4 protein-coding genes are annotated in these 5,116 nt (G+C 73.3%); all 4 read left to right on the top strand.

The features are described from left to right. Positions 1-302 precede the first annotated feature (302 nt). The 4 genes from ACFV8H_RS41120 (at position 303) to ACFV8H_RS41105 (ending at position 4,987) form a co-directional block, all read left to right on the top strand. The gene (locus ACFV8H_RS41120) at positions 303-2,903 is read left to right on the top strand and encodes an ATP-binding protein (protein WP_380409864.1); all 2,601 of its coding nucleotides are present in this window, start codon (positions 303-305) and stop codon (positions 2,901-2,903) included. Between the two features lie 79 nt (positions 2,904-2,982). Further along, a complete protein-coding gene (locus tag ACFV8H_RS41115) occupies positions 2,983-3,663 on the top strand; it encodes a response regulator (RefSeq protein ID WP_033351413.1) in 681 nt (226 codons plus the stop codon). Between the two features lie 86 nt (positions 3,664-3,749). Further along, positions 3,750-4,157, top strand: a complete 408-nt coding sequence (locus tag ACFV8H_RS41110) for an OB-fold nucleic acid binding domain-containing protein (protein ID WP_360245819.1) — start codon at positions 3,750-3,752, stop codon at positions 4,155-4,157. 2 nt (positions 4,158-4,159) lie between these two features. Then, complete coding sequence (locus tag ACFV8H_RS41105) at positions 4,160-4,987, top strand: DUF3159 domain-containing protein (RefSeq protein WP_380409862.1); 828 nt, start codon at positions 4,160-4,162, stop codon at positions 4,985-4,987. Positions 4,988-5,116 lie beyond the last annotated feature (129 nt).

The raw sequence follows: 5,116 nt of genomic DNA, 5'->3' as shown, positions 1-5,116 counted from the left end.
GCAGGGGGGACCCTGTGGGAGAGTAGGACGCCGCCGAACAATCATTCAGAAAAGGCCCACCCGGGTGACCGGGTGGGCCTTTTCGCATTTCCGGGGCAACAGGCGGAAAGCGGACGGGGCTGCCCCGGGCGGCCCTCGACCGACCCCCGCCGAGTGGCTGCTCCTCCGTCAATATGCCGCTAAAACCGCATGATCAGTGGACTGATCAGCGGAATACCGCTGCCCACGCCGTAGTCTCGAAGGCAGGGGGAACAGGTGTCCGGGGGTGGCTCCCGGGCAGAGCCGGATCAAGAATGGTGCTCATGGGACGAGGCAGGCTGCGCATCTACCTCGGGGCGGCCCCCGGGGTCGGCAAGACGTACGCCATGCTCGCCGAGGCACACCGGCGGCAGGAGCGTGGCACGGACGTCGTGGTGGCGTTCGTGGAGGACCACGGCCGGCGACGGACCGCGGACCTGGTGGCCGGGCTGGAGGTCGTGCTCCGGCAGCAGGTGGTGCACCGGGGCGCCCGGTTCTCCGAGATGGACCTGGACGCCGTGCTGGCCCGCCGCCCGGAGGTGGCGCTGGTGGACGAGCTGGCCCACACCAACGTGCCCGGCTGCCGCAACGAGAAGCGCTGGCAGGACGTCGAGGAGCTGCTCGCGGCCGGGATCGACGTGATCTCCACCGTGAACGTCCAGCACCTGGAGTCGCTCGGCGACGCCGTCGAGGGCATCACCGGGGTACGCCAGCGCGAGACCGTCCCGGACGAGGTGGTCCGCCGGGCGGACCAGATCGAGCTGGTGGACATGTCCCCGCAGGCGCTGCGGCGGCGGCTGGCGCACGGCAACGTGTACATGCCGGAGAAGATCGACGCCGCGCTCGCCAACTACTTCCGGCCGGGCAACCTGACCGCGCTGCGCGAGCTGGCGCTGCTGTGGACCGCGGACCGGGTCGACGAGTACCTGCAGAAGTACCGCGCCGAGCAGGGGATCGTCGGCACCTGGCAGGCCCGGGAGCGGATCGTGGTCGGCCTGACCGGCGGTCCCGAGGGGGCGACACTGATCCGCCGGGCCGCCCGGATCGCGGCCCGGGTCTCCGGCGGCGAGCTGCTGGCCGTCCACATCTCCCGGTCCGACGGGCTGGCCGGCACCGGCTCCCCGCAGACGCTGATCGAGCAGCGCGCGCTGGTGGAGAGCCTCGGCGGCTCCTTCCACAACGTGCTCGGCGACGACCCGGCCGGGGGGCTGCTGGACTTCGCCCGGGGGGTGAACGCCACCCAGATCGTGCTGGGTACCAGCCGCCGCCCCGGCTGGCAGTACCTGTACGGGCCCGGCGTCGGCACCCTGGTCACCCAGAAGGCCGGGGACATCGACGTCCACATGGTCACCCACGAGCACGCCGGGCACGGGCGGCGCAACAAGATACCCGTGCGGCGGATCACCGACCTGGGCCGGACCAGGACCATCGCCGGCTGGCTGGTCGGGCTGGTCGGCCCGCCGGTGCTGGCGCTGGTGCTGACCACCATCGGCGGGCTGGGCCTGTCCACCGACATGCTGCTGTTCCTGTCGCTGACGGTGTGCGCGGCACTGGTCGGCGGGCTGCTGCCGTCCATCGGCTCGGCGCTGGTCGGCTCCTCGGTGCTGAACTTCTACTTCACCCCTCCGCTGCACACCTTCTCGATCAACGAGCCGCAGAACATCATGGCGGTGGCGATATTCACCATCGTCGGCTGCTCGGTCGCCTCCGTGGTGGACCTGGCGGCCCGGCGCACCCACCAGGCGGCCCGCGCCCAGGCCGAGGCGCAGACGCTCAGCGCGCTGGCCGGCACGGTGCTGCGCGGCGCCCCCAACGGGGACGGCGTGCTGACCGCGCTGATGGAGCAGGTCCGGGAGACCTTCGGGCAGGAGAGCGCCGCGCTGCTGGAGCGCCCGGAGCCGACCGGCGGCTGGGTGCCGGTCGCCACCGCCGGGCCGCGCCCGCCCGGGCGCCCCGAGGAGGCCGACGTGGACGTCCCGGTCGGGGAGAGCCTGGCCCTGGTGCTGCGCGGCCGGGTGCTGCCCGGGACCGACCGCCGCCTGCTGGGCGCGTTCGCCGCCCAGGCCGCCGTGGTGCTGGAGCGCCGCCGGCTGGCCCGGGAGGCCGCCGCGGCCCGCCGCGAGGCCGAGGGCAACCGGATCCGCACCGCCCTGCTGGCCGCCGTCTCGCACGACCTGCGCACCCCGCTGGCGGGCATCAAGGCCTCGGTGACCTCGCTGCGCTCGGCCGACGTGCAGTGGGACCCGGAGGACGAGGCCGAACTGCTGGCCGGCATCGAGGCCGGGGCCGACCGCCTCGACCACCTGATCAACAACCTGCTGGACATGAGCCGGCTCCAGACCGGCACCGTCACCCCGCTGATCCAGGAGACCGACCTGGACGAGGTGGTGCCCTACGCGCTCGGCGGCGTCCCGCCGGAGTCGGTACGCCTGGACGTGCCGGAGACGCTGCCGATGATCCGTGCCGACGGCGGACTGCTGGAGCGCTCGCTGGCCAACCTGGTCGAGAACGCCGTCAAGTACAGCCCGGAGGGCGTCAAGGTGCTGGTCAAGGCCGACGCCCTGCAACCGCCGGGCCGGCCGGGTCGGGTCGAGCTGCGGATCGTGGACCGCGGACCGGGCGTCCCCGAGGACGCCAAGGAGCGGATCTTCGCCCCCTTCCAGCGCTACGGGGACGCGCCGCGCGGCGCCGGGGTCGGCCTCGGTCTCGCGGTGGCGCGCGGGTTCGTCGAGGCCATGGACGGTACCGTCACCGCCGAGGACACCCCCGGCGGCGGCCTCACCATGGTCGTCAGCCTGCCCGCCGTGGAACGGCCGCCGGAGCGGCCCGGCCCGGACACGCCGGGCGGCGAGGGCCACGACCCGCTCTCCGAACTGATCACCTGAGACCCGGCGGAACCACGCCGTACGCACAGCCGAGACAACAGTCCGTAAGATCCGACAGCCCGAAAGGCGGAGTCCGTAAATGACCCGGGTCCTCGTCGTGGACGACGAACCGCAGATCGTCCGCGCACTGGTGATCAACCTCAAGGCCCGCAAGTACGAGGTCGACGCGGCCCATGACGGGGCGAGCGCGCTGGAACTGGCCGCCGCCCGCCATCCCGACGTCGTCGTCCTCGACCTGGGCCTGCCCGACATGGACGGCGTCGAGGTGATCCGCGGCCTGCGCGGCTGGACCCGGGTGCCGATCATCGTGCTGTCGGCCCGGCACGCCTCCGACGAGAAGGTCGAGGCCCTGGACGCCGGCGCCGACGACTACGTGACCAAGCCCTTCGGGATGGACGAACTGCTCGCCCGGATGCGGGCCGCCGTGCGCCGGGCCGAGCCGGTCGCCGGGGAGGACGACTCGCTGGTCGTCACCGAGAGCTTCACCGTCGACCTCGCCGCCAAGAAGGTCAACCGGGACGGCACCGACGTACGCCTCACGCCCACCGAATGGCACCTCCTGGAGGTCCTGGTCCGCAACGCCGGCCGGCTGGTCAGCCAGACCCAGCTGCTCCAGGAGGTGTGGGGCCCGGCCTACCGCACCGAGACCAACTACCTGCGGGTCTACCTCGCCCAGCTGCGCCGCAAGCTGGAACGCGACCCTTCGCACCCGCGCCACTTCATCACCGAACCGGGCATGGGCTACCGCTTCGAGAGCTGACCGGCGGCTCCCCGGCGGCCCCTCGGCAGCCTCCCGGCGGGGGCGACGCCTGCCGCCGGGGGCACCGAAACCGGTACCCTGCCGACATGAGTGGTGACAACAGCAGTGGCCAGCCGCCGGGGCGATTCCGCCGCATGCTCAGTCGGCTGACCACCTCGGCCGAGGAACTGGACGCCGAGGACCTGCGCCAGGAGATCGCCGCCGAGTCCGGCTGCACGCCGATCGCCGGCTGCGCCGACCGGCAGCTGGTCACCGTCGCGGGCACGCTGCGCACGGTGACGCTCCGCCCGCGGGCCGGGGTGCCGGCCCTGGAGGCCGAGCTCTTCGACGGCACCGAGGCACTGGAGGTCGTCTGGCTGGGTCGCCGCTCGATCGCGGGCATAGAACCGGGCCGTCGGCTCGTCGCCAGCGGCCGGATCAGTCACGCACGCGGGCGCCGCGTGCTGTTCAACCCCCGCTACGAACTGCGTCCGGTCGGACACGGGAGCGAATGAGCGTGAGCAACCACCCCGGCGGAGACGCCGCCGCCCGGATCGACCTGGACGCCGCCGACGTGGCGGCCTGGCAGGACGCCGCCGCCGCCGAGGCCGCGGACGGACTGGCCCGGTCGATCGAAGGCACCGCGCGGGCCGCCGAGCGGCCCCTCGACCCGGCGGCCGCCGAGGCCGCCCGCAAGGCCGCCTCCAAGGAGGCCGCCGACACGATCCTGCAGGCCTTCGGCGGCGTGCGCGGCATGATCGACATGACGCTGCCCGGCCTGGTCTTCATCGTCACCTACAACCTCACCCACCAGGTCAGCGCCGCCGCCTGGGCCGCGCTCGGGCTCAGCGCCCTGTTCGTGGTGGCGCGGCTGGCCCGGCGGGAGACCATCCAGCACGCCTTCAGCGGCGTGTTCGGCGTCGCCCTCGGCGCCTGGATCGCGATGAAGAGCGGCAAGGCCGAGGACTTCTACCTGCCCGGCCTGCTCTGGAGCGTCGGCTACTGCACCGCCCTCGCGGTCTCCGCCGTGGTGCGCTGGCCGATGATCGGGGTGATGCTCGGCCCGATCACCGGCGAGATGTTCACCTGGCGCAAGGAGAACCCGGGCCGGCTCGCCGCCTACACCAAGGCGACCTGGGCCTGGGTGGTGATCATGGGCCTCAAGCCGGTGATCCTCTTCCCGCTGTACTTCACCCACAACGTCAACCTGCTCGGCTGGTTGAAGGTCGCCCTCGGGATCCCGCCGCTGCTGCTGGCGATGTACGTCACCTGGCAGATCCTGCTCAAGGCGCCGCCGCCGATCAAGGCGCCGGTCGACGACGAGGAGGAGGAGCCGGCCAAGTAGCCGCTCCCGCCGGTCGCCCGCACCGTACGGCCGAGGGCCCGCACCCCCGCCACCCGGGGGGGGCGGGCGGCGGGCGCGGGGTGGGGCGGGGGGGGGGGGGCGGCGGGGCGTGGGGCGGCGGGCGCGCGC

This window comes from Kitasatospora sp. NPDC059827 (assembly GCF_042731675.1).
Lineage (GTDB): Bacteria > Actinomycetota > Actinomycetes > Streptomycetales > Streptomycetaceae > Kitasatospora.
This window is presented reverse-complemented; position numbering and strand designations above follow the sequence as displayed.

Excerpts from the sequence above, each read along its gene's own strand:
- ACFV8H_RS41120 (WP_380409864.1), top strand. The coding sequence starts at position 303 with ATGGGACGAGGCAGGCTGCGCATCTACCTCGGGGCGGCCCCCGGGGTC.
- ACFV8H_RS41115 (WP_033351413.1), top strand. The coding sequence starts at position 2,983 with ATGACCCGGGTCCTCGTCGTGGACGACGAACCGCAGATCGTCCGCGCA.
- ACFV8H_RS41110 (WP_360245819.1), top strand. The coding sequence starts at position 3,750 with ATGAGTGGTGACAACAGCAGTGGCCAGCCGCCGGGGCGATTCCGCCGC.